At 65.9% G+C, this 23,391-nt stretch carries 30 protein-coding genes; 1 reads left to right on the top strand and 29 read right to left on the bottom strand.

Features of this window, described 5'->3' with window-relative positions; all coding sequences use genetic code 11:
* Positions 1-15: 15 nt before the first annotated feature.
* The 3 genes from G3N61_RS10890 to G3N61_RS10880 form a co-directional block, all read right to left on the bottom strand.
* Positions 16-1,398, bottom strand: a complete 1,383-nt coding sequence (locus tag G3N61_RS10890) for a cytochrome bc complex cytochrome b subunit (RefSeq protein ID WP_205822377.1) — start codon at positions 1,396-1,398, stop codon at positions 16-18.
* A complete protein-coding gene (gene petA / locus G3N61_RS10885; protein ID WP_011350741.1) occupies positions 1,395-2,015 on the bottom strand; it encodes a ubiquinol-cytochrome c reductase iron-sulfur subunit in 621 nt (206 codons plus the stop codon). The genes G3N61_RS10890 and petA overlap by 4 nt, the downstream gene beginning before the upstream one ends.
* A gap of 218 nt (positions 2,016-2,233) precedes the next feature.
* On the bottom strand, positions 2,234-2,980 hold the full coding sequence (locus tag G3N61_RS10880) for a Nif3-like dinuclear metal center hexameric protein (protein WP_089449776.1): 747 nt from the start codon (positions 2,978-2,980) through the stop codon (positions 2,234-2,236).
* A gap of 21 nt (positions 2,981-3,001) precedes the next feature.
* Between G3N61_RS10880 and G3N61_RS10875 the strand changes: the two genes are divergently transcribed.
* Positions 3,002-4,207 carry a Do family serine endopeptidase gene (locus G3N61_RS10875; protein WP_043191754.1) on the top strand — a complete coding sequence of 402 codons (1,206 nt, stop codon included), beginning with the start codon at positions 3,002-3,004 and terminating at the stop codon, positions 4,205-4,207.
* 208 nt (positions 4,208-4,415) lie between these two features.
* Here G3N61_RS10875 and tatC read toward each other — a convergent pair whose 3' ends face one another.
* From tatC to thiE, 26 genes are all read right to left on the bottom strand, one after another.
* On the bottom strand, positions 4,416-5,204 hold the full coding sequence (gene tatC / locus G3N61_RS10870) for a twin-arginine translocase subunit TatC (RefSeq protein WP_043191757.1): 789 nt from the start codon (positions 5,202-5,204) through the stop codon (positions 4,416-4,418).
* A gap of 41 nt (positions 5,205-5,245) precedes the next feature.
* Positions 5,246-5,776 carry a Sec-independent protein translocase protein TatB gene (gene tatB, locus G3N61_RS10865; RefSeq protein ID WP_089449774.1) on the bottom strand — a complete coding sequence of 177 codons (531 nt, stop codon included), beginning with the start codon at positions 5,774-5,776 and terminating at the stop codon, positions 5,246-5,248.
* Positions 5,777-5,802: 26 nt separating this feature from the next.
* The gene (gene tatA / locus G3N61_RS10860) at positions 5,803-6,033 is read right to left on the bottom strand and encodes a Sec-independent protein translocase subunit TatA (RefSeq protein ID WP_011350736.1); all 231 of its coding nucleotides are present in this window, start codon (positions 6,031-6,033) and stop codon (positions 5,803-5,805) included.
* A 93-nt stretch (positions 6,034-6,126) separates the two neighbouring features.
* Positions 6,127-6,492, bottom strand: coding sequence for a histidine triad nucleotide-binding protein (locus tag G3N61_RS10855; protein WP_043191762.1), 366 nt, complete (start codon positions 6,490-6,492; stop codon positions 6,127-6,129).
* A 31-nt stretch (positions 6,493-6,523) separates the two neighbouring features.
* Positions 6,524-6,916 carry a membrane protein gene (locus tag G3N61_RS10850; RefSeq protein ID WP_043191763.1) on the bottom strand — a complete coding sequence of 131 codons (393 nt, stop codon included), beginning with the start codon at positions 6,914-6,916 and terminating at the stop codon, positions 6,524-6,526.
* A 71-nt stretch (positions 6,917-6,987) separates the two neighbouring features.
* Complete coding sequence (locus tag G3N61_RS10845) at positions 6,988-7,353, bottom strand: phosphoribosyl-ATP diphosphatase (protein WP_006485344.1); 366 nt, start codon at positions 7,351-7,353, stop codon at positions 6,988-6,990.
* A complete protein-coding gene (gene hisI, locus G3N61_RS10840; protein WP_039366640.1) occupies positions 7,350-7,766 on the bottom strand; it encodes a phosphoribosyl-AMP cyclohydrolase in 417 nt (138 codons plus the stop codon). Before hisI ends, G3N61_RS10845 begins: the two co-directional genes overlap by 4 nt.
* A complete protein-coding gene (gene hisF, locus G3N61_RS10835) occupies positions 7,766-8,539 on the bottom strand; it encodes an imidazole glycerol phosphate synthase subunit HisF (protein WP_011350732.1) in 774 nt (257 codons plus the stop codon). Before hisF ends, hisI begins: the two co-directional genes overlap by 1 nt.
* A 107-nt stretch (positions 8,540-8,646) precedes the next feature.
* A complete protein-coding gene (gene hisA, locus G3N61_RS10830) occupies positions 8,647-9,402 on the bottom strand; it encodes a 1-(5-phosphoribosyl)-5-[(5-phosphoribosylamino)methylideneamino]imidazole-4-carboxamide isomerase (protein WP_043191766.1) in 756 nt (251 codons plus the stop codon).
* 163 nt (positions 9,403-9,565) lie between these two features.
* Positions 9,566-10,207, bottom strand: a complete 642-nt coding sequence (gene hisH / locus G3N61_RS10825; protein WP_011350730.1) for an imidazole glycerol phosphate synthase subunit HisH — start codon at positions 10,205-10,207, stop codon at positions 9,566-9,568.
* Complete coding sequence (locus G3N61_RS10820) at positions 10,204-10,824, bottom strand: YchE family NAAT transporter (RefSeq protein ID WP_011350729.1); 621 nt, start codon at positions 10,822-10,824, stop codon at positions 10,204-10,206. The genes hisH and G3N61_RS10820 overlap by 4 nt, the downstream gene beginning before the upstream one ends.
* A 62-nt stretch (positions 10,825-10,886) precedes the next feature.
* Entirely contained in the window at positions 10,887-11,474 is a 588-nt protein-coding gene (gene hisB, locus G3N61_RS10815) for an imidazoleglycerol-phosphate dehydratase HisB (protein ID WP_011350728.1), read from the bottom strand.
* A 65-nt stretch (positions 11,475-11,539) separates the two neighbouring features.
* Positions 11,540-12,613 (bottom strand): histidinol-phosphate transaminase, encoded by a 1,074-nt coding sequence (gene hisC, locus G3N61_RS10810; RefSeq protein WP_205822376.1) that lies wholly within the window; start codon positions 12,611-12,613, stop codon positions 11,540-11,542.
* 144 nt (positions 12,614-12,757) lie between these two features.
* Positions 12,758-14,074 (bottom strand): histidinol dehydrogenase, encoded by a 1,317-nt coding sequence (gene hisD / locus G3N61_RS10805; protein ID WP_205822375.1) that lies wholly within the window; start codon positions 14,072-14,074, stop codon positions 12,758-12,760.
* Positions 14,075-14,098: 24 nt separating this feature from the next.
* Complete coding sequence (gene hisG, locus G3N61_RS10800; RefSeq protein ID WP_011350725.1) at positions 14,099-14,752, bottom strand: ATP phosphoribosyltransferase; 654 nt, start codon at positions 14,750-14,752, stop codon at positions 14,099-14,101.
* The gene (gene murA, locus G3N61_RS10795) at positions 14,749-16,098 is read right to left on the bottom strand and encodes a UDP-N-acetylglucosamine 1-carboxyvinyltransferase (RefSeq protein ID WP_174918451.1); all 1,350 of its coding nucleotides are present in this window, start codon (positions 16,096-16,098) and stop codon (positions 14,749-14,751) included. The genes hisG and murA overlap by 4 nt, the downstream gene beginning before the upstream one ends.
* Before the next feature lie 14 nt (positions 16,099-16,112).
* A complete protein-coding gene (locus tag G3N61_RS10790) occupies positions 16,113-16,352 on the bottom strand; it encodes a BolA family protein (RefSeq protein WP_006477131.1) in 240 nt (79 codons plus the stop codon).
* Positions 16,353-16,408: 56 nt separating this feature from the next.
* Positions 16,409-17,164 carry an ABC transporter permease gene (locus tag G3N61_RS10785; RefSeq protein ID WP_011350723.1) on the bottom strand — a complete coding sequence of 252 codons (756 nt, stop codon included), beginning with the start codon at positions 17,162-17,164 and terminating at the stop codon, positions 16,409-16,411.
* Positions 17,161-18,087 (bottom strand): ABC transporter ATP-binding protein, encoded by a 927-nt coding sequence (locus G3N61_RS10780; protein WP_011350722.1) that lies wholly within the window; start codon positions 18,085-18,087, stop codon positions 17,161-17,163. The genes G3N61_RS10785 and G3N61_RS10780 overlap by 4 nt, the downstream gene beginning before the upstream one ends.
* Before the next feature lie 192 nt (positions 18,088-18,279).
* Entirely contained in the window at positions 18,280-18,555 is a 276-nt protein-coding gene (locus G3N61_RS10775; RefSeq protein ID WP_043191779.1) for an STAS domain-containing protein, read from the bottom strand.
* A complete protein-coding gene (locus G3N61_RS10770; protein WP_043191921.1) occupies positions 18,552-19,181 on the bottom strand; it encodes an ABC transporter substrate-binding protein in 630 nt (209 codons plus the stop codon). Before G3N61_RS10770 ends, G3N61_RS10775 begins: the two co-directional genes overlap by 4 nt.
* A 109-nt stretch (positions 19,182-19,290) precedes the next feature.
* On the bottom strand, positions 19,291-20,235 hold the full coding sequence (locus tag G3N61_RS10765; protein WP_089449840.1) for a VacJ family lipoprotein: 945 nt from the start codon (positions 20,233-20,235) through the stop codon (positions 19,291-19,293).
* A 30-nt stretch (positions 20,236-20,265) separates the two neighbouring features.
* Positions 20,266-20,826 carry an outer membrane lipid asymmetry maintenance protein MlaD gene (gene mlaD, locus G3N61_RS10760; protein ID WP_043191782.1) on the bottom strand — a complete coding sequence of 187 codons (561 nt, stop codon included), beginning with the start codon at positions 20,824-20,826 and terminating at the stop codon, positions 20,266-20,268.
* A gap of 24 nt (positions 20,827-20,850) precedes the next feature.
* Entirely contained in the window at positions 20,851-21,618 is a 768-nt protein-coding gene (gene mlaE / locus G3N61_RS10755; RefSeq protein ID WP_006477137.1) for a lipid asymmetry maintenance ABC transporter permease subunit MlaE, read from the bottom strand.
* A complete protein-coding gene (locus G3N61_RS10750) occupies positions 21,615-22,436 on the bottom strand; it encodes an ABC transporter ATP-binding protein (RefSeq protein WP_006477138.1) in 822 nt (273 codons plus the stop codon). The genes mlaE and G3N61_RS10750 overlap by 4 nt, the downstream gene beginning before the upstream one ends.
* A gap of 84 nt (positions 22,437-22,520) precedes the next feature.
* Positions 22,521-23,391: thiamine phosphate synthase (thiE, locus tag G3N61_RS10745; protein WP_241017684.1), on the bottom strand; the 871-nt coding region annotated here is incomplete at its 5' end.

The following is a 23,391-nucleotide window of genomic DNA, read 5'->3' as shown; positions in this document are numbered from 1 at the left end:
CTCTCCTCGCTCACGTTAATGGGGCTTGAAGCGCACCCGCTCCGGCGGCTGCTTGAACGTACCAAGCGGCGTCCAGACGGGCATGCCGAGGAAGAACGCGAAGTAGATCAGTGCACAGCCCTGCGCGATCAGCGTCGCGACCGGCGATGGCGGCCGTGTGCCGAGGAACGCGAGGGTCAGGAACGCGGCGACGAAGATCCCGAGGAACACCTTGTGGAACAGCGGCCGGTAGCGGATCGACTTCACCGGGCTGCGGTCGAGCCACGGCAGGAAGAACAGCGTGATCACCGCCGAACCCATCACGACGACGCCCCAGAACTTCGACTCCGTCAGGTACATGAACACGACGATCGCCGCGGCCAGCACCGGCAGCCCGGCCTTCCACTTGCCGCGCGCGCGGATCAGCGCGAGCACGCCGAGCAGTGCGATCACGATCATCAGCACGATCTTGAACGGGTCGGTGGTTGCGCGCAGCATCGCGTAGAACGCAGTGAAGTACCAGACCGGCGCGATCTCGGGCGGCGTCTGCAGCGGGTTCGCCGGGACGAAGTTGTTCGCCTCGAGGAAGTAGCCGCCCATCTCCGGCGAGAAGAACACGATCAGCGCGAACACCATCAGGAACACGCACACGCCGAGGAAATCGTGCACCGAGTAGTACGGATGGAACGGAATGCCGTCGAGCGGCACGCCGTTCGCGTCCTTCTTCGCCTTGATCTCGATGCCGTCCGGGTTGTTCGAGCCCACTTCGTGCAGCGCGACCAGGTGCGCGATCACGAGGCCGACCAGCACGAGCGGAATCGCGATCACGTGGAACGCGAAGAAGCGGTTCAGCGTGACGTCCGACACCACGTAGTCGCCGCGAATCCACAGCGACAGGTCGGGGCCGACGAACGGGATCGCCGAGAACAGGTTCACGATCACCTGCGCGCCCCAGAACGACATCTGGCCCCACGGCAGCAGGTAGCCGAAGAACGCCTCGGCCATCAGGCACAGGAAGATCGCGCAGCCGAAGATCCACACGAGTTCGCGCGGCTTGCGGTACGACCCGTAAAGCAGCCCGCGGAACATGTGCAGGTAGACGACCACGAAGAACATCGACGCGCCCGTGGAGTGCATGTAGCGGATCAGCCAGCCCCACGGCACCTCGCGCATGATGTACTCGACCGACGCAAATGCGAGCGTCGAGTCGGGCTTGTAGTTCATCGTCAGGAAGATGCCCGTGACGATCTGGTTGACGAGCACCAGCAGCGCGAGGGAGCCGAAGAAGTACCAGAAGTTGAAGTTCTTCGGCGCGTAGTACTCGGAAACGTGCTTCTTCCAGGTGGACGTGAGCGGGAAGCGCTGATCGATCCAGCCGGTGAGACCTGTCGTGGAGACTTCCTTGTTGTCGACCATCACGCTTCTCCTTTCTCGTCCTTGCCGATCACGAGGGTCGTCGCCGACGTGAACATGTAGGGCGGGATGTCGAGATTCTGAGGCGCCGGCTTGTTCTTGAACACACGGCCGGCGAGGTCGTAGGTCGAACCATGGCACGGGCACAGGAAACCGCCCGGCCAGTCGTCCGGCAGGTTCGGCTGCGGACCCGGCGTGAAGCGTTGGCTTGGCGTGCAGCCGAGGTGCGTACACACGGCCATCACGACGAGAATGTTCTTGCGATCGGCCCGCGAGCGATATTCGTTCGCGCAATACGCGGGCAACGGCATCGTATAGGGCTTTTCGGTGGTCGGATCGGCCACTTCCTTGTCGGCCTTGACCACGTCGGCCAGCATCGCGTCGGTGCGGTTCAGGATCCACACCGGCTTGCCGCGCCACGGCACGGTGACCATTTCACCGGGCTTCAGTCCGCTGATGTCGACTTCGACCGGTGCACCGGCCGCTTTCGCTTTCGCGGACGGCGCAAGCGACGCCGCGAAAGGTATGACGGTGGCTACGCCTCCTACGCCACCTGCTACGGATGTCGCAATCAGCCAGGTACGGCGGCCGCTGTCGACGCGTTTCTCTTCCTTGTCTCGCATCACACGCCCCACTTCTGAGTTGGATTTTCCGTCACGACTTTCCATTCCGCCGCTAGTTTGCTCGAATGGAGTCGCCATTTACAAGGCCCGGAGATGAAAATCCCTTCGAAGTGATTGATAGTTAAGGGTTTTCCCCCACTATCGGAGCGATTAAATCATTTCACTTTTAAGCATTCGCTACATTGCGAAATTTCGATGCGCTGCCGCAAATCCGGCATTCAGACCGGGTTATGGATATCGATAAAAAGGTGTTCGATATCGAATTCTTCGGACAAGTGGGCGCCCAGCGCCTGGATTCCGTAGCGTTCGGTCGCATGGTGCCCTGCCGCAACGAACGCGACGCCGCTCTCGGCGGCCGTATGCGTCACGTATTCGGACACCTCGCCGGTCAGGAACACGTCGGCGCCGGCATCGATCGCCGCATCGAAATAGCTTTGCGCGGCGCCCGTGCACCACGCGATGCGGCGCAGCTGCGTGTCCAAATCGCCGAGCACGAGCGGCGTGCGGCCGAGCGTGCGCTCGACCTTCGCGACGAAGTGCTCGAGCGTGACGGGCATCGGCAGCGTCGCCATCCAGCCGAGGTCGCCTTCGCCGAAACGCTGCTCGCCGATCAGCCCGAGCCGCTCGCCGAGCTGCGCGTTGTTGCCGAATTCGGGATGCGCGTCGAGCGGCAGGTGGAACGCGAACAGGTTCAGGTCGTTCGCGAGCAGCAGCTTCAGCCGCTGGTACTTGCGGCCCGTGATCTGCGGCGGCTCGTTGCGCCAGAAATAGCCGTGATGGACGAGCACGGCATCTGCCCCCCATTCGAGCGCGGCTTCGAGAAACGCGACCGACGCCGTCACGCCGGTGGCGATCTTCTCGATCTTGCGGCGCCCCTCGACCTGGAGGCCATTCGGGCAATAGTCCTTGAAGCGCGCGGTTTCAAGGGTATTGTTCAAGTACAATTCAAGTTCGATCCGATCCATATAAACCTCTAATCCATTCAGATGCTTAGACGCTTCTGGCTGTTCTTCGCGCAGGCGGTTACCGTGCTGCTCGCGCTGATGTTCATCGTCGTGACGCTCAAGCCGCAATGGCTGCAACGGCAAGGACAGCTCGGCAAGCAGCTCGCCACGCCGATCGTTGCGCTGCGGGAAGTCGCGCCGGGCATCGGCGGCGCGCCGGCGACCACGTCGTACGCCGAGGCCGCGCAAAAGGCGATGCCGGCTGTCGTCAACGTCTTCTCCAGCAAGGACGGCTCACTGCCGCCCGACCCGCGCGCGAAAGATCCGCTGTTCCGCTACTTCTTCGGCGACCGCAACGCCCGCAAGCAGCAGGACGAACCGGCTGCCAACCTTGGCTCGGGCGTTATCGTGAGCCCTGAAGGTTACATTCTAACGAACCAGCACGTCGTGGACGGCGCCGACCAGATCGAAGTCGCGCTCGCCGACGGCCGCACGGCCACCGCGAAGGTGATCGGCAGCGATCCCGAGACCGATCTCGCGGTGCTGAAGATCAACATGACGAACCTGCCGACGATCACGCTCGGCCGCTCCGACCAGTCGCGCGTCGGCGACGTCGTGCTCGCGATCGGCAACCCGTTCGGCGTCGGCCAGACGGTCACGATGGGGATCATCAGCGCGCTGGGCCGCAACCACCTCGGCATCAACACGTTCGAGAACTTCATCCAGACCGACGCACCGATCAACCCGGGCAACTCGGGCGGCGCGCTGGTCGACGTGAACGGCAACCTGCTCGGCATCAACACGGCGATCTACTCGCGCTCGGGCGGCTCGCTCGGGATCGGCTTCGCCATCCCCGTGTCGACCGCGCGCACGGTGCTCGAAAGCATCATCACGACGGGCTCGGTCACGCGCGGCTGGATCGGCGTCGAACCGCAGGACGTCACGCCGGAAATCGCCGAGTCGTTCGGGCTGTCGCAGAAATCGGGCGCGATCGTCGCCGGCGTGCTGCAGGGCGGCCCGGCCGACAAGGCCGGCATCAAGCCGGGCGACATCCTGGTCTCGGTCAACGGCGACGAGATCACCGACACGACGAAGCTGCTGAACACCGTCGCGCAGATCAAGCCGGGCACGCCGACCAAGGTGCACGTCGTGCGCAAGGGCAAGGAGTTCGACGTGAACGTCGTGATCGGCAAGCGCCCGCCGCCGCCGAAGCAGACGCTCGACGAGCAGGACAGCGATACCGAATGACGTCGGGCGAGCGGCGCACTGCCGCATGCCGAGCACCGTCGGAAATGAAAAAGGGCAGCCGCTTGGCTGCCCTTTTGTTTTGTATCGAAAGACCTTTGTTGCCGGGAAGGTGGCCTCGCCACGTGCTTTCCGGCTATCAGGCCCACCGGGCCTGTTCAGGCGCGGCCGGAAGGCCGGCCACGGCGCCCACCGCCCGGGTGCGCTGCCGTCAACTCGCGGCTTCGCCGTTCTCCGCCTCGCCCTCTTCGGCCGGCTTCTTCGGCACGAAGAACCGCGCAGCCAGCAGCCCGATCTCGAACAGCACGACCAGCGGCAACGCGAGCATCAGTTGCGAGAACACGTCCGGCGGCGTGACGACCGCCGCGACGATGAATGCGCCGACGATCACGTACGGCCGCATCTCCTTCAGCTTCTTCAGCGACAGCACGCCCATCCGGACGAGCAGCACGACGACGATCGGCACCTCGAACGTGACCCCGAACGCGATGAACATCCCGAGCACGAAGCTCAGGTAGTTGTCGATGTCGGTGGTCATTTCCGCCCCGAGCGGCGCGTTGTAGTGCGCCATCACGCGGAAGATCGTCGGGAACACGAGGAAGTACGCGAACGCCATCCCGCACAGGAACAGCACGTAGCTGCTGCCGACGAGCGGCGCGACGAGCTTCTTCTCGTGCTGGTACAGCCCCGGCGCGACGAACGCCCAGATCTGGTACAGCACGATCGGCAGCGCGATCACGAGCGCGACGAGCATCGTGACCTTCATCGGCACGAAGAACGAGCCGGTGACGTCGGTGACGATCATCTTGCCGTCTTTCGGCAGGTTCTGCATCAGCGGCCGCGCGAGCAGCCGGAAGATGTCGGGCGCCCAGTAGACGAGCCCGAGGAACACGACGATCACGGCCGCGCCCGCGCGAATGATGCGATCGCGAAGCTCGACCAGATGGGAAATGAAGGTTTCTTCCGGGGCGTCGCCCGGGTTCTGCTGGGGGTCGCTCACGCCGGCCCTCGGTAGGATTGACGAGCGAGCATGCGCTCGGCTCAGAAGAAGCGCGTCGGCCGGCGCAGGCTGGCCGGCTGGTGGCGCGCAACGCGCGCGGCGCCCGACTGCACGTGCGTGCGGCGCGTGGTCGCGCGCTTGTACCAGACAGGCGCAGCCGCCTGCTTGACGCGCCAGTTGCGGCGCTTCGGCGCGAGCGCGGCCGAACTGCCGCGCCAGGACGGCGCCGCGGGCGTGCCGGAACCGGTCGAACCGGCGTCGCCTGCCGCTTCATTGAGACCGCCGACCGCGGAATGCCACGTGTCGTTCAGTTCCTTCTCGTGCTCGCGCAGGTTGTCGTGAATCGTCGTCTCGACATTGCGCGCGGCCGCTTCGAAATCGGTCTTCATCGTCCGCAGCGCGTCGAGTTCGATTTCGCGCGAGACCTCGGCCTTCACGTCATTGATGTACCGCTGCGCGCGGCCGAACAGCGCGCCTGCCGTACGCGCGACGCGCGGCAGGCGCTCGGGGCCGAGCACCACGAGCGCGACGACGCCGATCAGCGCCATCTTCGAAAGACCGAGATCCAGCATCGCGAATGCCTGTCAGCGTGCCGGCGTTACGCCTTGTTCGAGTCGGAACGCGTCGTTTCCTTCGCGTTGACGTCGACCGAGCCCGAGCGCGGCAGTTGCTGCGCGTCCGCCGGTGCTTCGCCTTCCTTCATGCCGTCCTTGAAACCCTTCACGGCGCTGCCGAGATCGTTACCGATGTTGCGCAGCTTCTTGGTACCGAAAACCAGCGCGACGATCAGCAGCACGATCAGCCAGTGCCAAATGCTCAATCCACCCATGATGAAACCTCTCCTCAACCACGCCGCGATGCAGCGTAAATCGCCGGCAACGCGCCGGCTTCGACAATCGATGCGGGGATACGCCCCGCGCCGTCAACCCATCCGCTGCCAGGGGCGCGGACCCGCCAGGATATGCGCGTGCAGGTGGTAGACCTCCTGCCCGCCGCCCGGGCCCGTGTTGATCACCGTACGGAAACCGGTTTCGCCGCCCGTATACGCGACGCCGAGCTGGTCGGCGAGACGCGAGACGAGCAGCATCAGCCGGCCGAGCATCGGCGCATCGGTCTCGCTCGCCGCCGACAGCGTCGGCAGATGCTGGCGCGGAATCACGAGCACGTGCGTCTCGGCCGCCGGGCGGATGTCGCGGAACGCGACGAATTCGTCGTCCTCGTGCACCTTCGTGCTCGGGATCTCGCCTGCCGCGATCTTGCAGAACAGGCAATTCGGATCGTGACTCATGTTGCTCCTGCAGACGCCCGTGCGCAGCCGGTCAGAACCAGGCCTGCGGATCGAGCGGCTTGTTGTCGTTCAGGTACAGCCAACCCTTGATGATACGGTACAGCGTCCAGATCCATGTGACAAACATCACTGCGAATCCGACCACCACGAACATCAGCGCGAACCCGATCACGTACGCGATCAGCGCGCGCCAGAACGTGCGGATCTGCCACTCGAAGTGGGCCGCATACGGCGTGCCGGCCACGTCGTCGCGCTTCACGTAGTTGATGATGATCGCGATGATGCCCGTGACGCCGCCCGTCAGCCAATGAAACGCATAGAGGCCGTAGAGCACGTGAGTCAGCGTGCGCAACCCGTTCAGGCGTTCGGCGTCCGCAGCCCCCGGCACCGCAGGCGTCGGAAACTGGTTCGACGTATCGTTCATGATGCTACCCCCGTTAGATGACAATTCTTACAGCTTACCGCACTGTTGCCACCGCGGCGGGACGCTACATGTCAGCCGCCGTTTTCCTCGCGCTCGCGACGCTTGCGCAGGGCCTTCTCTTCGATACCCGACAGCCCTTCGCGGCGCTCGAGCTCGGCGATCACGTCGGCCGGGCTCAGGTCGAAATGCGACAGCATCACGAGGCAGTGGAACCACAGGTCGGCCACCTCGCCGACGAGCGCGGTCGGCGCGCCACCCTGGCGCACGTCCTTCGCGGCCAGCACGACTTCCGTCGCCTCTTCGCCGATCTTCTTGAGCACCGCGTCGTCGCCCTTGTGGAACAGGCGCGATACGTACGATTGATCGGGATCGCCGCCCTTGCGGCTATCGATCACGGCCGCGAGGCGCAGCAGCGTGTCTTCGGTCGATTGCGTCATTTGTAGATGTGTTCGGGATCTTTCAGCACCGGTTCGACCGCGACCCAGTCGCCGCTGTCGACGGTGCCTTCGAATTTCTGGAAGAAGCACGAATGCCGGCCGGTGTGGCACGCGATGCCCGACACCTGCTCGACCTTCAGCAGCACGACGTCCTCGTCGCAGTCGAGCCGCACCTCGTGCACGTGCTGCACGTGGCCCGACTCCTCGCCCTTGAACCACAGGCGCTTGCGCGAGCGCGAATAATAGACCGCGCGCTGCGTCTCGATCGTCTTCGCCAGTGCCTCGCGGTTCATCCACGCGAACATCAGCACGTCGTTCGTCGACGCTTCCTGCGCGATCACCGGCACGAGGCCGTTGTCGTCCCAGCGGACTTTATCCAGCCACGCGGGCAATGCATTCGTTTCGGTATTCATCACAGCCTCACCGGGATGCCCTGGTCGGCCATGAAGCGCTTCGCCTCGCCAACCGTGTGCTCGCCGTAGTGGAAGATGCTCGCAGCCAGCACCGCATCGGCGCGGCCGTCCTTGATGCCGTCGGCCAGGTGCTGCAGCGAGCCGACACCGCCCGATGCGATCACCGGCACCGGCACCGCGTCCGACACGCCGCGCGTGAGCGCGAGGTCGAAGCCCGACTTGGTGCCGTCGCGGTCCATGCTCGTGAGCAGGATCTCGCCCGCGCCGAGCTCGGCCATCTTGCGTGCCCATTCGATCGCGTCGAGGCCCGTGTTCTTGCGGCCGCCATGCGTGAAGACTTCCCAGCGCGGCGTCTCGCCGTCGGCCGACACGCGCTTCGCGTCGATCGCGACGACGATGCACTGCGAGCCGTACTTGTCGGCCGCATCGCGCACGAGCTGCGGGTTCGCGACCGCCGACGAATTCATGCTGACCTTGTCCGCGCCCGCGTTCAGCAGGCGTCGCACGTCCTCGACGGCGCGCACGCCGCCGCCGACGGTCAGCGGAATGAAGACCTGCGACGCAACGGCTTCGATGATCGGCAGGATCAGGTCGCGCTGGTCGGACGTCGCGGTGATGTCGAGGAACGTCAGTTCGTCGGCGCCCTGGTCGTCGTAGCGGCGGGCGATCTCGACGGGGTCGCCGGCGTCGCGCAGCTCGACGAAGTTGACGCCCTTGACGACACGCCCGGCAGTCACGTCCAGGCAGGGGATGATGCGTTTAGCTAGAGCCATGATGTTGCGCCAAATGCCGCGATGGGACGGCCGGTTACGGAAAGCCTCGCGCGAGGCTTCCGGTCGGGGCCGCCTGCAGGCAGCCCCGGCGAGCGGGACAACCGCGCTTACGCGTTGTCGAGTTCGCCGTTCAGTTCGTCCGCGCGCTTTTGCGCGGCCGCGAAATCGAGATCGCCGGAGTAGATCGCACGGCCGCAGATCACGCCTTCGACGCCGTGCTCTTCCACTTCGCACAGATTCTCGATGTCCGTGAGGTTCGACAGGCCGCCGCTGGCGATCACCGGGATGCCGACCGCCTGCGCGAGCTTCACGGTCGCCTCGATGTTGATGCCCTGCAGCATCCCGTCGCGACCGATGTCCGTGTAGACGATCGATTCGACGCCGTAGTCCTCGAACTTCTGCGCGAGATCGATCACTTCGTGGCCGGTCAGCTTGCTCCAGCCGTCGGTCGCGACCTTGCCGTCCTTCGCGTCCAGCCCGACGATGATGCTGCCGGCGAACGCGGTGCACGCGTCCTGCAGGAAGCCCGGGTCCTTCACGGCCGCGGTGCCGATGATCACGTAGGACAGGCCCGCATCGAGATACTTCTCGATCGTCTCGAGGCTGCGGATGCCGCCGCCGAGCTGTACGGGGATTTCATCGCCGACTTCGTCGAGGATCGCTTCGATCGCCTCGAGATTCTTCGGCTTGCCGGCGAACGCGCCGTTCAGGTCGACGAGATGGAGCCGCCGGGCGCCGAGATCGACCCACTTGCGGGCCATCGCCGCCGGGTCCTCGGAAAAAATCGTGGCCTGGTCCATATCGCCTTGTTTGAGGCGCACACACTGACCGTCTTTGAGATCGATGGCCGGAATCAGCAACATAGCAATCGGGTGTCGTCGTGGAAAAAGAAAAGAATCCGGCGCGTACCGGCCAATCCGGTACCGCGCCGTCTCGCTAGTTTAGTACAACTCTTTCGGTGCTTAGGCGGGCGAGCCCCGTAAGACGGGCCTCTCCGGCCCGCCGACTGTGGCACGCACGCGACGTTCACGGCTTCCAGTGTACGAAGTTGCGATACAGACGCAACCCGACCTCCGCGCTTTTCTCGGGGTGGAATTGGGTCGCGAAGAGATTGTCCCGCGCGACCGCGGACGTAAACGGCGCACCGTAGGCCGTTTCGCCAACCGTATGTGCCGGGTTGTCCGGCGTCACGTAATAGCTGTGCACGAAGTAGAAATACGCGTCGTCGGGCACGCCGTCCCACAGCGGGTGCGGCTGCGACTGACGCACGCGGTTCCAGCCCATCTGCGGCACCTTGAAGCGCGAGCCGTCGTCCTGCAGGCGGCCGTCGAGCTCGAAACGCACGACCTTGCCGGGCAGCAGGCCGAGGCCCTTCGTGTCGCCCTCCGCGCTCCAGTCGAACAGCATCTGCTCGCCGACGCACACGCCGAGCAGCGGCTTCGTGCGCGAGGCCTCGATCACGGCCTCCTGCAAGCCCGATTCGCCGAGGGAGCGCATGCAGTCGGGCATCGCACCCTGGCCGGGCAGCACGACACGGTCGGCCGCGCGGATCGCGGCCGGCGTGTCGACGATCGCCACGTCGGCGGCCGGTTCGGCCTTCTTGAGCGCCTGCGCGACCGAGCGCAGGTTGCCCATCCCATAATCCACAATCGCAATCGAAGTTTTCATCTCAGTGCAGGCAGTAGCGCCCTCAGTCCATTGACGATGAATTCCACCGCCAGCGCCGACAGCATCAGACCCATCAGCCGCGTGGCGATGTTGATGCCCGTGCGGCCGATCCAGTTCGCGATCGGCTCGGCGAGCCGCATCGCGACGAAACACAGAAAAGCCAGGACCGCGCCGATCGCGACCAGCCCGGCCCGCTCATACCAGTGATGCGAGTTCGCCGCATAGATGATCACCGTGCTGATCGAGCCGGGGCCCGTGAGCAGCGGAATCGCCAGCGGCACGACCGCGATGTTGTCCTTCAGCTCGGCCTCGTGGCGCTCCTCCGGCGTCGATCGCGTGTTGCCGATCTGCGCGTTCAGCATGTTGATCGCCATCAGCAGCATGATGATCCCGCCGCCCACTTCGAGCGACCCGACCGAAATGCCGAAGAAGTTGATGATCTGCTGCCCGAGCAGCGTCGTCACCGTGATCACGCAGAACACCGACACCGATGCGATCCGGATCGTGCGCCGCCGCTCGGCATCCGTCTGCTGCGCCGTCAGGCTCAGGAAGAACGGCACCGCACCGACCGGGTTGATCAGCGCAAGCAGCGAAATGAACGATTTGAGCAGATCCATCGCAAGCCGGCGCCGCGCGCCGAAGCCGTGAGGTTGTCCTTGACGCTCCGGTCAGTTCAGGTTCAGAGGCTGCCCTTCGTCGACGGGATCTGCCCCGCCGCACGCTCGTCCAACTCCACCGCCGCACGCAGCGCACGGCCGAAGGCCTTGAACACGGTTTCGAGCTGATGGTGCGCGTTGATCCCGCGCAGGTTGTCGATGTGCAGCGTGACGCCCGCGTGGTTCACGAACCCGCGGAAGAACTCGATCGACAGGTCGACGTCGAACGTGCCGATCCGCGCCCGCGTGAACGGCACGTGGAACTCGAGGCCCGGCCGGCCCGAGAAGTCGATCACGACGCGCGACAGCGCTTCGTCGAGCGGCACGTACGAATGGCCATAGCGGCGGATGCCCTTGCGGTCGCCGATCGCCTTCGCGACGGCCTGCCCGAGCGTGATGCCGACATCCTCGACCGTGTGGTGGTCGTCGATATGCGTATCGCCATGCGCTTCAACCTCGAGATCGACCAGACCGTGTCGAGCGATCTGGTCGAGCATATGGTCGAGGAACGGCACGCCGGTGGCCAGCTTCTGCTGGCCCGTGCCGTCGAGATTGAGCTTCACACGGATCTGCGTTTCGCTGGTATTGCGAACGACTTCCGCCACACGCATGGCAATTCCTTGACTGAGTCGATGTAAATGGGGATTGATCGTTTCGCGCTGCGGCGCCCAGAGGCTCAACCGGGCAGCGCGAGTTTCAAAGCGGCCAGCAGGCGCGCGTTTTCGTCGGGAGAACCGACGGTCAGCCGCACGCATTCAGCCAGCAACGGATGCATTTTACTCACGTTTTTGACCAAAACCCGCTCGGTGAGCAGCGCGTCGAACACGGCAGCCGCGTCCGGCACGCGCACCAGCAGGAAATTGCCGGCGCTCGGGAACACCGTCGCGCCCGGCAGCGCGGCCACGGCCTGCGCGAGGCGCGTGCGTTCCGCACGCAAATCGGCCGCCTGCGCGTCGAGCACGTCGAGGTGGTCGAGCAGGAAATCGGCGGTCGCCTGGGTCAGCACGTTGATGTTGTACGGCGGGCGCACCTTGTCGAATTCGGTCAGCCACGCGGGTGAACCGACCAGATAGCCGAGGCGGATGCCCGCGAGGCCGAGCTTCGACACCGTTCGCATCACGACGACGTTGTCGAATTCGGCGGCGCGCGGCAGCCACGAGCGAACGGCGAACGGCTGGTACGCCTCGTCGATCACGATCAGGCCGTGCCGCGCGGCCGCGATGATCCGTTCGATGTCGGCATCGTCGTACAGCGTGCCGGTCGGGTTGTTCGGGTACGCGAGATAGACGAGCGCCGGACGATGCTCGGCGATCGCCGCAAGCATCGCGTCGACGTCGAGCGTCAGGTCGGCCTTCAGCGGCACGCCGACGAATTCGAGCTGCGCGAGCTTCGCGGACAGTTCGTACATCACGAAGCCCGGCACCGGTGCGAGCACCTTCGCGCCCGGCTTCGCGCAGGCCACCGACATCATGCTGATGATTTCGTCCGAGCCGTTGCCGAGCAGCACGTCGCAGGCGGCCGGCACGCCCATCGCGTGGCGCAGCTTGTCGAGCAGCGCGGCCGGGCGCGGCGCCGGGTAGCGGTTCAGCGCGACCTGCGCGAGACGCTCGCCGAGCGCCGCGGCGAGCGGTTCGGGCAGCGGGTACGGGTTCTCCATCGCGTCGAGCTTCACGAACCCGCTCGCGTCCGGCACCGGGTAGCTCGTCATCGCGAGCACGTCGCGGCGGATGATGTCTTGTGGCGTCGTCATGGTCTCAAGCCGGCGTGCGTCGCGCCGGCGTCAAATGATCGGCAGAGCGGCGGCTGCCGCCCTGCGCAGGTGTCTCCAGCCCCGGCCTTCGGGGGCAGGCCGGGCGGCGCATCGGCGCCAGCCGCGGCCCTGCACAGCGTGCGGTCAGTTCTTCATCCGGAACTCGGCGCTCTTCGCGTGCGCCTGCAGCCCCTCGCCGTACGCGAGCTCGGAGGCGATCTCGCCGAGCGTCTGCGCACCTTCGGCGCTGACCTCGATCACGCTCGAGCGCTTGATGAAGTCGTACACGCCGAGCGGCGACGAGAAGCGCGCGGTACGCGACGTCGGCAGCACGTGGTTCGGGCCGGCGCAGTAGTCGCCGAGACTCTCGCTCGTGTAGCGGCCGAGGAAGATCGCGCCCGCATGGCGGATCTGCTGGCCCCATTGCTGCGGCTCCAGCGCGGAAATTTCCAGGTGCTCGGGCGCGATGTCGTTCGCGATCCGACAGGCTTCGGCCATGTCGCGCACCTTGATCAGCGCGCCGCGGCCTTCGAGCGACGCACGGATTACGTCCTGGCGCGGCATCGACGGCAGCAGCTCGGCGATCGCTTTCTCGACGCGCTCGAGGAACGCACCGTCCGGGCACAACAGGATCGATTGCGCGAGTTCGTCGTGCTCAGCCTGCGAGAACAGGTCCATCGCGACCCAGTTCGGATCGGTCGTGCCGTCACACAGCACCAGGATTTCCGACGGCCCGGCGATCATGTCGATGCCGACCGTGCCGAACACGCGGCGCTTCGCCGACGCGACGTACGCATTGCCGGGGCCGCAGATCTTGTCGACGGCGGGCACCGTCGCCGTGCCGTATGCGAGCGCGCCGACCGCCTGCGCGCCGCCGATCGTGAACACACGATCGACGCCGCCGAGCAGCGCCGCGGCGAGCACGAGGTCGTTCTTCACGCCGTCCGGCGTCGGCACGACCATCACGATCTCGCCGACGCCCGCGACGCGCGCGGGAATCGCGTTCATCAGCACCGACGACGGATACGCGGCCTTGCCGCCCGGCACGTACAGGCCGACGCGGTCGAGCGGCGTGACCTTCTGGCCGAGCACCGTGCCGTCGCTTTCCGTGTATTGCCAGCTATGCGTGCCGCACTCGATCTTCTGCTTCTCGTGGTACGCACGCACTCGCGCAGCAGCCGCTTCCAGTGCCGCGCGCGCCTTCGGCGCGAGGCCGTCGAGCGCCGTCTGCAGCGCGTCCTGCGGCAGCTCCAGCGCGGCGACGCTATTTGCGCTCAGCCGGTCGAAGCGGTTCGTGTACTCGAGCACCGCGGCGTCGCCGCGCGACTTCACGTCGGCGAGGATCTGCGCGACCGATTGCTCGATCGCCGCGTCTTCGCTCGCCTCGAATGCGAGCAGCGCGCGCAGTGCGGCGCCGAAGCCTTCGCTCGTCGAATCGAGCTTGCGGATGGTGATGGACATGGGAGTTCCGTTACGGTGATGCGCTCAACCGCCATTCTGCGACGCGCGTTCGAACGCGTCGAGGATCGGCTTGAGTGCCGTGCGCTTCAACTTCAGCGCAGCCTGGTTCACGACGAGGCGCGACGAGATCGCCATGATCTCCTCGACCTCGACCAGATTGTTCGCTTTCAGCGTGCCGCCCGAGCTGACGAGGTCGACGATCGCGTCGGCCAGCCCGACCAGCGGCGCAAGCTCCATCGAGCCGTACAGCTTGATCAGGTCGACGTGCACGCCCTTCGCGGCAAAGTGTTCGCGTGCGGTTTCGACGTACTTCGTCGCGACGCGCAGGCGCGCGCCCTGGCGCACGGCACTCGCATAGTCGAAACCGGCCGACACGGCCACCGACATCCGGCAGCGCGCGATGTTCAGATCGATCGGCTGGTACAGGCCCGAGCCGCCGTGCTCGACCAGCACGTCCTTGCCGGCCACGCCGAAGTCGGCCGCGCCGTATTCGACGTAGGTCGGCACGTCGCTCGCGCGGACGATGATCACGCGCAGGTCGGGGTTCGTCGTCGGCAGGATCAGCTTGCGCGACGTTTCCGGATCCTCGGTGACCTGCACGCCGGCCGCGGCCAGCAGCGGCAGGGTTTCCTCGAAAATCCGGCCCTTCGACAGGGCAAGGGTCAGCGGCGCGGTCATGCTTGGCTCCCGGAAAGGCGGCGCACGTTCGCGCCGACGGCGGTCAGTTTGGCTTCCATGCGGTCGTAGCCACGGTCCAGGTGATAGATGCGGTCGACGAGCGTTTCGCCGTCGGCACGCAGCCCCGCGATCACGAGGCTCGCCGACGCACGCAGGTCGGTCGCCATCACGTTCGCGCCCGACAGCTTATCGACACCCGTCACGAGCGCGGTGTTGCCGTCGATCGTGATGTTCGCGCCGAGCCGGTTCAGCTCCTGCACGTGCATGAAACGGTTCTCGAAAATGGTTTCGACGACCTGCGCGGTGCCCGTCGCGACCGTATTGAGGGCCATGAACTGCGCCTGCATGTCGGTCGGGAACGCCGGGTATTCCGACGTGCGGATCGTGACCGCCGACGGGCGGCGATCCATCTTCACGCGCAGCCAGCTGTCGCCTTCCTCGATCGACACGCCGGCTTCGCGCAGCTTGTCGATCACCGCGTCGAGGATGTGCGGGCGCACGCCCGTCAGCATCACGTCGCCGCCGGCCGCCGCGACCGCGCACAGGAACGTGCCGGCCTCGATGCGGTCGGGGATCACCGAATGGCGCGCGCCGTGCAGCCGCTCGACGCCCTGGATCACGAGGCGGTCGGTGCCGATGCCGTCGATTTTCGCGCCCATCGCGACCAGCAAGTGTGCGAGATCGCTCACTTCCGGCTCGCGCGCGGCGTTTTCGATCACCGTCTCGCCGTCGGCCAGCGTCGCGGCCATCAGCAGGTTCTCGGTGCCCGTCACCGTGATCATGTCGGTCACGATGCGCGCGCCCTTCAGGCGCTTCGCGCGGGCTTCGATGAAGCCGTGCTCGATGCTGATCTCGGCGCCCATCGCCTGCAGACCCTTGATGTGCTGGTCGACCGGACGCGCGCCGATCGCGCAGCCGCCCGGCAGCGACACCTTCGCTTCACCGAAGCGCGCGAGCAGCGGCCCGAGCACGAGGATCGACGCACGCATCGTCTTCACGAGCTCGTACGGCGCGACGAGGTTGTCGACGCGCGACGCGTCGAGCTGCACGCGGCAACCATCCGTCTCGCTCTTCACGCCCATCTGGTTCAGCACCTTCAGCGTGGTACGCACGTCCTTCAGGTTCGGCACGTTGTCGAGATCGACCGGATCGGCAGTGAGCAGCCCCGCGCACAGGATCGGCAGCGCGGCGTTCTTCGCGCCCGACACGACGATCTCGCCCGACAGGCGGTGGCCGCCTTCGATCACGAGCTTGTCCATCCCATGGCCATGCGATTCCCCGTTGGCGGCCGGGTGTGCCGTGGCGACGCTCTGGACGGCGTCGCGCTCGTTGACGGTGACTTGCACTCAGTGATTTCCGGTTATGCGTTCTGCCATTCGGCGGGCGTCAGCGTCTTCATGCTGAGCGCGTGAATTTCCTGTTTCATGCGATCGCCGAGCGCCGCATAGACCAGCTGGTGCCGCTGGATCGGCCGCTTGCCTTCGAAGGCCGCCGACACGATCGTCGCGAAGAAATGCTGGCCGTCGCCTTCGACTTCCAGATGCGTGCAGGCGAGACCGCCGGCGATGTATTGCTTGACCTGTTCGGGAGTCGGCAACATGGTGTAAGGCTCCTGTCGGCGCGCGCCGCCCCGATGGCGGCCGCTGCCTGTCGATATCAATGACGCAGTTTGTAGCCGGTCGCGAGCAGCCGCATCGCGATCAGCGCGAGCAGCACGAAGAAACCGGTGACGATCGCGAGGCTCGCGAACGGGTTGATGTCGGACGCGCCGAAGAACCCGAAACGGAAGCCGTCGATCATGTAGAAAAATGGATTGAGACGCGAGATCTCGCGCCACACGGGCGGCAGCGAGTGCGTCGAATAGAACACGCCGGACAGGAACGTCAGCGGCATGATCAGGAAGTTCTGGAACGCGGCGAGCTGGTCGAACTTCTCGGCCCAGATCCCGGCGATCAGGCCGAGCGTGCCGAGGATCGCCGAGCCGAGCAGCGCGAACGCAATGATGAACAGCGGCGCCGCGAAATGCATCGGGATAAACCAGATCGTCACGACGAACACGCCGGTACCGACCGCGAGGCCGCGCACCACGGACGCGAGCACGTACGCGCCGAAGATGTCGCGGTACGACAGCGGCGGCAGCAGCATGAACACGAGGTTGCCGGTGATCTTCGACTGGATCAGCGACGACGAGCTGTTCGCGAACGCGTTCTGCAGCACGCTCATCATCACGAGGCCCGGCACGAGAAAGCTCACGTACTCGACGCCCGGATAGACCTCGACGCGGCCCGACAGCGCGTGGCCGAAGATCGTCAAATACAGCAGCGCCGTGACGATCGGTGCGCACACCGTCTGGAACGACACCTTCCAGAAACGCAGCAATTCCTTGTAGAACAGCGTTTGAAACCCGCTCATGCCAATCCCTCGATGACGTCTGCCCCGTTCATCACCTGGACGAACACATCCTCGAGGTCGGCCTTGCGGACCTCGATCTCGTCGAACGTGCAGCCCGCCGCGCGGCATTGCGCGAGGATGCGTTCGACATCGTCGTAGCTCGTGAGGCGCAGCAGGTGCTCGCCCGGCGCGCGCGCGGCCGGGTCGGACTCCAGCCCGCGCAGCTCGGACGGCAGCGCGCCGGTCGCGAGGCGCAGGTACAGCTGCAGCCCCGCGAAGCGGCGCAGCAGCGCGTCGGTGCGATCGAGCGCAACCACTTCGCCACGGCGCAGCATCGCGATGCGGTCGCACAGCGACTCGGCTTCCTCGAGGTAATGGGTGGTCAGCACGATCGTGTGGCCCTCGCGATTCAGCCGCGAGATGAATTTCCACAACGTCTGGCGCAATTCGACGTCGACGCCGGCGGTCGGTTCGTCGAGCACGATCACCGGCGGCCGGTGCACGAGCGCCTGCGCGACCAGCACGCGGCGCTTCATCCCGCCCGACAGCGCGCGCATGTTCGCGTCGGCCTTCTCGGTGAGGTCGAGATTGGCCATCACTTCGTCGATCCAGTCGTCGTTGCGGCGCAGCCCGAAATAGCCGGACTGGATCCGCAGCGTCTCGCGGACGGTGAAGAACGGATCGAACACGAGTTCCTGCGGCACGACGCCGAGTGCACGGCGCGCGCCACGGAAGTCCTTGACGACGTCGTGACCGCGCACCGAGATACTGCCTTCGTCGGCCCGGGCGAGCCCGGCGAGGATACTGATGAGCGTGGTCTTGCCTGCGCCGTTGGGGCCGAGCAGACCGAAAAACTCGCCTTCCTCGACCGACAGGCTGACGCCTTTGAGCGCCTGAAGCGATTTGTAGCGCTTCTTGACGTGACGGATTTCTATGGCTGACATGACTGTGCGCGACGCCAGGGCCGCGACGCCTATTCTGTGCTTGCTGCGAAAGAAAATGGGGGCCGGACGCCGATTGGCTGCCCCGCAAAACGCTTGATTATAGGGCAAACCGGCTGGTGGAGCCGGTGCAGGAGGCACGCGGCCTGAAGCTTGCGCGCGCCGGCTGGCGCGGCAGGCTCCGGTCGGACAGGGTCAATGTCGCCCGGTGCCTTCGATGAGCGCGTCGACGCCGTAGGCGCGCGCGAGGCTGGCGAGCTTCGGGGGGAGATTGAGGATGTCGAGGGTCGCACCGCGCGCTTTGGCGGCACGTTGCCATGCGAGCAGCACGGCGAGCGCGGACGAGTCGAACTGCGTCAGCGCCGCGCAATCGACGGCGGTCGCGCCCGCGCCGATGCGCACAAGACCGTCCGCGAGCGCGGACTTCGCGCTCGCGACGGTCAGCGAGGAGCCGGCTTCGAAGCCGCTCACGACGCTTGCTTGCCGGCGGCAAGTTGCTGGTTGCGCTGCGTGAGGAACTGGATCAGGCCGTCCACGCCGCTTTGCTGGATCTTCTCGTTGAACTGCTGCTGGTACGTCTGGATCAACCATGCGCCGAGCACGTTCAGGTCATACACCTTCCAGCCGCTCGCCGACTTGTACAGGCGGTAGTCGATCTGGACCGGCTGGCCGTTGTTCATCGCCACCGTCTTGACCACGACATCGGTGTCGGCCGGATCGGCGCGGAACGGCGGGTACTGGATCTGCTGGTCCGGCTTCAGTTGCGCCAGCGCGCCCGAATACGTGCGGATCAGCAGCAGCTTGAACTGCTCCTGAACCTGCTGCTGCTGCTCGGCCGTCGCCGTGCGCCAGTTGCGGCCCATCGCGAGCTGCGTGGTACGGCGGAAATCGGTGTACGGCAGGATGTCCTTGTTGACGATCGTGATGATGCGGTTGGTGTCGCCCTGCTTGATCGTCTGCGCCTTGACTTCGTCGAGCACCTGCTGCGTCGCGGTCTTGATCAGCGCCTGCGGGTTCGACTGGTCGACTTGCGCCTGGGCCGCGCTGCCGAACGAGAACAGCGCCGCGAAAACGGGGATCAGGAACAGTTTTTTCATCATGGTGACCTGCATATGAGTCGATGCGTAGGTTGGAGCAGGTAGCTTACGCGCAAGTTCGCGCACGCTACCGACTGAATCGTTTCCGGCTGTAACGAATGTAAATCCGTCAGTGCAGCCGGATGCTCGGGAAGCGGAACCCGCCCGGCGACGGCGGCGCCACCTGCATCGGCGGCACGGTCGTAGCGCTGGCCGGGTTCGGCGATTCGGCCGTACCCGACGCCGGGGCGGCCACCGCCGCGCCCGATGCGCCTGCCGGCGCCGTCGCACCGCCCGCTGCTGCCGCGCCTGCCGCCGGTGCCGCGCCGTCTTCCGGCAGGTCGTACTTCGGCAGCGCATCGTTGCTCGACGTCGCGGCGGCCTCGCCACGCGCATTGCTGATCAGCATCTGGCGGCGTTGCAGGTACGCGTTACGTACGAACGAATACTTGTCGAGCGCCGCGGCATCCAGCACGTCGCCCGCGCCGAGCAGGTTCGAACGCGTGTTGACGAGGTTGACGCCGAACAGGCCCCAGCTCAGGCCATCCGGCTTCACGTAGGTCAGCGGGTTGCCGACGTAGTCGACGCCCAGGCCGGCCGTGTCGCGCAGCGTGCTCGGGCCGAGCAGCGGCAGCACGAGATACGGGCCCGACGGCATGCCGTAGCGGCCCATCGTGATCCCGAAGTCGGCCGTGTGCTTCGGCAGCTTCGCGATCGTCGCGACGTCGAACAGGCCGCCGACGCCGAACACCGTGTTGATCACGACGCGCATGATGTCGCCGACACCGTCCGCGATCCGCAGCTGCACGATGTTGTTCGCCGCGATGTAGACGTCGCCGATGTTCGAGAAGAAGTTCGTCACGCTGTCGCGCACCGGCTGCGGCACCACGTACTGGTAGCCCTTCGCGACCGGCTTCAGCGCATACGTATCGACCGTGTCGTTGAACTTGTACATCGACCGGTTGAAACCTTCGAGCGGATCGCCCTTGGTCGGCGTCTGCACGGTCGCGCAGCCGCTCAACGCGGCGACCGCCGCTACCGCCAGTGCGGCGTGCCTGATGCGGATCGTCTGCATGGTCATTACCCTCTGTATTCTCTCGTGTGGTTATTGGGCCGCCGAACCGGACGCGGCGGACACCGCCGACGCCGGCGCCGCCACCGGTGCAGGCGCGGCCGGCGCACCGGCTGCCGGCTTCGCACCGCCCGCGTCGGCGGCCTTGCTGTACAGGAACTGGCCGATCAGGTTCTCGAGCACGATCGCCGATTGCGTCATCGTGATCGTATCGCCCGACTTCAGCATTTCGGTGTCGCCGCCCGGATCGAGGCCGATATATTGCTCGCCGAGCAGGCCCGACGTCAGGATCTTCGCCGACGAATCCTTCGGGAACTGATACTGGCCGTCGACATCGATCGTGACAAGCGCCTGGTACGTATTCGTGTCGAAGCCGATCGACTTCACGCGGCCGACCACGACGCCGGCGCTCTTCACGGCCGCACGCGGCTTCAGCCCGCCGATATTGTCGAACTTCATCCTCACCGAATAGGTCGGCTGAAACGACAGCGAGCTCATGTTGCCGACCTTCAGCGCCAGGAACAGCACCGCAAGGAAGCCCACCACCACGAACAGGCCGACCCAGAAGTCGAGAGCAGTCTTTTTCATCGTCATCCCAAAATTTGGCTTGGCTGAGGCTTAGCTGAACATCAGCGCGGTCAGCAGGAAATCGAGGCCGAGTACGGCGAGCGATGCGAACACGACCGTCTTGGTGGTCGCGCGCGACACGCCTTCGGGCGTGGGCTTCGCTTCATACCCCTGATACAGCGCAATGAAGGTCACGGCGAACCCGAACACGATGCTCTTCAGCACGCCGTTGCCGACGTCGGCCCAGACCTGCACGCCGCCCTGCATCTGCGACCAGAACGCACCCGGGTCGACGCCGATCAGCACGACGCCGACGAAGTAGCCGCCGAGCACGCCGACCGCATTGAAAATCGCCGCCAGGAGCGGCATCGCGATGATGCCCGCCCACATGCGCGGCGCGATCACGTTCTTGATCGGATCCACCGCCATCATTTCGAGCGCGGTGAGCTGCTCGCCGGCTTTCATCAGACCGATCTCGGCCGTGAGCGACGTGCCCGCGCGGCCCGCGAACAGCAGCGCGGTGACGACCGGCCCGAGTTCACGCACGAGCGACAGTGCAACCAGCAGGCCGAGCGCCTGCTCGGAACCGTAGCGGTTCAGCGTGTAATACCCCTGCAGGCCGAGCACGAAGCCGACGAACAGCCCCGACACGGCAATGATCACGAACGAATAGTTGCCGAGGAAGTGGATCTGCTTCGTGACCAGCCGCGGCCGGCGCAGCAGCGGGAAGAATTCCAGCACGAGGCGCACGAACAGCCGCGTGCCGTAGCCCGCGCGCTCGAGGCCGCCGATGACGTAACGTCCGATCGCGCTGATCATGCGCGCCCTCCGCCGAGCCCGAAATCCGCTGCGAGCGGCGGGCTCGTGTAATGAAATTTGAACGGGCCGTCCGGCGCGCCGTCGATGAACTGCCGCACGCTCGGATCGGTCGATGCGCGCAGCTCGTCGGGCGTGCCCTGCGCGAGCACGCCGCCGTTGGCCAGGAAATACACGTAGTCGGCGATCGCGAACGATTCGGGCACGTCGTGCGTGACGAGGATCGACGTGGCGCCCAGCGCCTGGTTCAGCGTGCGGATCAGGTTCGCGGTGATGCCGAGCGAGATCGGATCGAGGCCCGCGAACGGCTCGTCGTACATGATGAGCTGCGGGTCGAGCGCGATCGCGCGTGCCAGCGCGATGCGGCGCGCCATCCCGCCCGACACCTCGGACGGCATCAGGTCGCGCGCGCCGCGCAGCCCGACCGCGTTGAGCTTCATCAGCACGAGGTCGCGGATCAGGTCTTCGGGCAGGTCGGTATGCTCGCGCAGCGCGAACGCGACGTTCTCGAACACCGACATGTCGGTGAACAGCGCGCCGAACTGGAACAGCATGCCCATCTTGCGGCGCAGCGCGTACAGGCCGTCGCGCGTTTGCGCGCCGACATCGGCGCCGTCGAACAGCACCTGGCCGCGGCGCGCACGCACGAGGCCGCCGATCAGGCGCAGCACGGTCGTCTTGCCGCAACCCGACCCGCCCATGACCGCGACCACCTGCCCGCGCCCGAAGCGCAGGTTCAGGTTGGACAGGACGAGGCGGTCGCCGTAGCCAAAGTCGACGTCGCGAAGTTCCAGCAGTGTCTCGGTAGGAGTGGGGCTCACGGAGCTGACAGTCCTTTTACGCAGAACGCCGAATTATAGGGCCTGCCTTGGAATGATGTCGTGACGCCGCTTCAGCCCCTCCGGTCAATGATTGTCAAATTGTCCGGGAAAGCATTGCTGCAACGCAGCAGTGGCGGCCCGATAGTCGGCCGCCCCCGTCACCGCGCTGACCACCGCGACACTGCCGACGCCCGTTGCCAGTACGGCCGGCAGCGCGTCGAGCCCCACCCCGCCGATCGCGACGAGCGGCGCCCGCGCGCCCGCGAAGCGCGCATAACGGGCGATCCGTGCGAGACCCTGTGGCGGCGCAGCAACGGCCTTGGTCGCGGTCGCGTACACGGGGCCGAGCGCGAGGTAGCTCGGGCGCTCGTGCAGCGCTCGCAACATTTCGTAATAACCGTGGCTCGAAAGTCCGAGCCGCAGGCCCGCGCGCGCGATCGCGGCCAGATCGGCCGTTTCGAGGTCTTCCTGGCCCAGATGAACGCCGTACGCCCCTTCTTCTACGGCGATCTGCCAGTGATCGTTGATGAACACGCGCGCATCCGGATAGCGGCGCCCGGCCGCGACCGCGCGCGCGATGTCCCGCCGCAAGGCGTCCGGCGTTGCGCCTTTCACACGCAACTGCACGGTCCGCACGCCGCAATCGAGCACGCGCTCGACCCATTCGGCGTCCGGCACGACCGGATAAAGACCAAGTTGCGCGGGGCACGGCGCGAATGCCGGTTCGGGCGCAGCAGGCAGCCCGGCGACACGCGGGAACCGCGCGGCATCGACCGGCCACGCATCGGCGGCGCGCGTTTCGTCGCCGTCGCGCCAGGCCAGCGCCAGCACCAGCGCGAAGCCGAGCACCAGGCTGAAGATCGCGATCACGAGGCCCGCGCAGGTATTCGACGGCATGTGGATGTCGCGAATCGACGCCGGGTTCGGCCGGCCTTCGCCGCGTGCCTTCATGTCC

The organism is Burkholderia sp. Ac-20349 (genome assembly GCF_017104865.1).
Classification (GTDB): Bacteria; Pseudomonadota; Gammaproteobacteria; order Burkholderiales; family Burkholderiaceae; genus Burkholderia; species Burkholderia aenigmatica.
The sequence above is the reverse complement of the archived record's forward strand: the minus strand, read 5'-3'. Positions and strand labels throughout refer to the sequence as shown.